Here is a 3,504-nt window from a genome sequence, read left to right as displayed (position 1 = left end):
GGATAAAGATAATTTTTGGCAAATGGGCGATGTGGGACCATGCGGACCTTGTAGTGAGATTTTTGTAGATCAAGGTGCAGAGTTTTTCAATGGACCAGAGGATTATTTCGGCGGAGATGGCGATAGATTCTTAGAGATTTGGAATCTTGTTTTTATGCAATTTGAACGCGACAAAGAGGGGAATCTTAAGCCTTTGCCTAAGCCTAGCATTGATACAGGTATGGGGTTAGAGCGTGTGGTTGCATTGCTAGAGGGCAAACATAGCAATTTTGATTCCTCGCTTTTTATGCCCTTAATTGCCAAAGTAGAAGAGATTACCCGACAAACTTATATATATGAAAGTGGTGCAAGTTTTCGCGTGATTGCAGACCACGCAAGAAGTGTAGCATTTTTACTTGCACAAGGTGTGAATTTTGACAAAGAGGGTAGGGGATATGTCTTGCGCAGAATCTTGCGCAGGGCGATTAGACACGGCTATTTATTAGGGCTTAGAGAACCTTTTGTTTATCAAGTAGTAGGTTGCGTGTGTGAGAATATGGGGGCGCATTATCGTTATTTGTTGGAAAAACAACAAGCTGTTATGCAACAATGCAAGGCAGAGGAGTTAAGATTCTTTGAAACGATTGAAAATGGTATGAATCTTTTTAATAAAGAGTTAGAAAAATTAAAAGACGAAAAGCCAAATCAGCTTTTTAGCGGTGAAGTGGCATTTAAACTCTATGATACTTATGGCTTTCCGCTTGATTTGACGCAAGATATGTTGCGTGAAAATGGCTTTGGCGTAGATGTGGATAGTTTTGAAATCTGTATGAAAGCCCAAAAGGAACAGGCAAAGGCAAATTGGAAAGGGAGCGGAGATAGTGTAAAAGAGGGAGATTTTAAACTATTATTAAGCGAATTTGGAGTTAATGAGTTTGTTGGATATGAAAAGACAGAAGCCCAAAGCCGAATTCTCGCACTTTTGGACGCAAATTTGCAACGCGTAGAAAGTATCAAAAAAGACGAAATGGGCTTTATCTTGCTTGATAGGACGCCCTTTTATCCAGAATCCGGTGGTCCTGTGGGAGATAAAGGTGTGCTAATGCATAATAATGACAAAATTGCAGAGATATTAGACACTAAAAAATATTTTGGTTTAAACATTAGCCAAGTCAAGGCGGTGCAGGATTTGAGACTGAAAGAAGGAGTGCTTGCAATTGTGGATTCTATCCGCTTAGAAATCGCTAAACATCATAGCGCGACGCATTTGTTGCACAAAGCCTTGCGAGAGATTTTGGGAGAACATATTACACAAGCAGGTAGCCTTGTAGAATCCAATCGTTTGCGTTTTGACTTTAGCCATTCGCAAAGCCTAAATAAAGAGGAATTGGAAAAGATTGAGCAGAATGTAAATGCACAGATTCTAAGTTCGTATCCGCAAATCTGTGAACAAATGGATATACAAAGTGCGAAAGCAAAAGGAGCTATGGCACTTTTTGGTGAGAAATATGGAACCGAAGTGAGAGTGATTAGTTTTGGCGATTCCATAGAGTTGTGTGGTGGAATCCATGTGCCAAATACTGCATTTATTGGAAGTTTTTACATCGTTAAGGAATCCGGAGTGAGTAGTGGCGTGCGTAGGATTGAAGCGGTATGCGGTAAGGCAGCCTATGAATTGGGCAAAAATGCACTTGACGACATAGAAAAAGCAAAGGAAAACTTAAAAGCACAGAATCTTTTGCAAGGGATTGACAAGCTAAAAGAGCAAGTGCGTGAATTGAAAAATAAAGCAAACAAATTCCCAAACAGCCTAAAGGCAATGAAATCAGAAATTATCAATGGAACAAAACTTATTGTGTTGGAGTTAAAAGAGATTGAGGCAAGTGAGGCAAAAAAGCTTGTAGATAATGCCAAAAACGAAAATGAGAAAGTAGCAATTCTTTTGCTTTCAACAGAGGAGCAAAAAGATAAAATTGGAATTACTGCAGGTGTAAAAGGCGTGGATTTAAAGGCTGGAGCTTGGGTAAAAGAGATTGCTCAGATTTTAGGAGGGAATGGGGGCGGACGCGAGGATTTTGCAACCGCAGGTGGCAAAGATAAACTTAAGATTCCACAAGCTTTGCAACGCGCAAAAGAAATCGCCAAAGAGGCATTGAAGTAGCGTCAAAAAAACATTGAAATTCATTCTAAGCGTGAAGCTTAGAATTTAAAAATTGGAATAATTTGTAGAATCTTTGTTTTGGACTTCTTGAATTAAATTGCGTGTTGCTTCATTAATGGCGGAATTAATTGCATTTTGAATAGTAATTTGGATTTGGTTGGGATTGAGTTTGGATTTCTCTCCAAAGATGACTAAATATTGACTATTTTGATTTTGAATGCTTGATTTTCCACGAAAGATTCTCACTTCATTGGTTCTATGGAAATTAAGTTGAACTTCAAAAACAGCTTGGTCGCTTGTTTGCGAACTCCAAAAACCGCCTTGTTTAGTCTGTGTATTGATATTGCCAAAGACTACTTCTAATTGATAATGATTCTTTTGTGTATTGGTTGTTTCTGTGCTAATTTGTTCAGATTGAATAAAGCAACCACTCTGCGCAAGTGATTTTTCTACCATTTGTTGCACCTGCGTATTAGGAATCGTAAGGTCATTATAATCACCACTTTTTAAACCCATTAGATGATAGCTCGCAATGGGTTCTTGGCAAGTTTTTAAAACACGTGTATTGGGCAAATCATTAAACTTTTGCGCACACGCGCCTAAAAGCAATGCGCTAAAAGTCAGAAAACAACTTTTTTGTATTAGATTTGGGCTTAGTGCTTTTAGAGAGAACATAGATACTCCTTGAATAATGGGAATCGGTGAATTTGAAAGGTTAATTTTAGCACAATTTATTGCTAATTTTTATCAAGATTGATACAATACACCAATAATTTATAAGGTAAAGCATTGCATTTTTTCAAAGGTAAAAAAATCATCATTTTAGAATCTTTATTGTGTATCCTTTTGTGTGTCGGAATCATTTTTTATGCACAAATTAACAAACGAGGATTGCAAAAACAAGACGCTTTACTTTATTATGTGAATATTAGTGGCAAGCAACGTTTGCTTGCTCAAAGAATCGTTTTTTTATCTCAAATTGTTGTTACGAATCGTATTTTGAATCGCAATAATCCCGAAAGCCTAACAGAACTTCGCAGTTGTATTAATCAGCTAAATTCTATTCATATGATTTTGCAAAATTTTGTAATTTCTACAATTATTGGCAATAAAAAAGCTTCTACTTTAGATGAAATCTATTTTGGCGATGGAAATTTGAAGTTTAAAATGGAAGAATTTTTGAATAATGCAAATAAAATATTTTTCTTGCAAACTACACAAGAAGCCTTTCGCATTAATCAAGAACTTTTGCAACAACTAGAAGAGGATAACGGATTGCTTGCGAGCTTAGAGCTTGCAACATTAAGCCAGCAGTTTTATGCACAAAATATCATCAAAGAATCGCAATTTTATCTTCAAATTCT

Annotated in this window: 3 protein-coding genes; 2 read left to right on the top strand and 1 reads right to left on the bottom strand. The window is 36.8% G+C overall.

The window, feature by feature from the left end:
• A partial coding sequence (gene alaS, locus Q1553_RS07780) for an alanine--tRNA ligase (protein WP_300842891.1) occupies positions 1 to 2,140 on the top strand: 2,140 nt, incomplete at its 5' end.
• 45 nt (positions 2,141 to 2,185) lie between these two features.
• Here alaS and Q1553_RS07775 read toward each other — a convergent pair.
• Positions 2,186 to 2,815, bottom strand: a complete 630-nt coding sequence (locus Q1553_RS07775) for a hypothetical protein (RefSeq protein ID WP_297600898.1) — start codon at positions 2,813 to 2,815, stop codon at positions 2,186 to 2,188.
• A gap of 114 nt (positions 2,816 to 2,929) precedes the next feature.
• Here Q1553_RS07775 and Q1553_RS07770 point away from each other — a divergent pair.
• The coding region (locus tag Q1553_RS07770; RefSeq protein WP_300842890.1) for a hypothetical protein at positions 2,930 to 3,504 on the top strand (575 nt) is incomplete at its 3' end.

It is taken from the genome of Helicobacter sp. UBA3407, assembly GCF_949747025.1.
GTDB classification, from domain to species: domain Bacteria; phylum Campylobacterota; class Campylobacteria; order Campylobacterales; family Helicobacteraceae; genus Helicobacter_D; species Helicobacter_D ganmani.
The sequence above is the reverse complement of the archived record's forward strand: the minus strand, read 5'-3'. Positions and strand labels throughout refer to the sequence as shown.

Excerpts from the sequence above, each read along its gene's own strand:
- Q1553_RS07775 (WP_297600898.1), bottom strand. The coding sequence starts at position 2,815 with ATGTTCTCTCTAAAAGCACTAAGCCCAAATCTAATACAAAAAAGTTGT.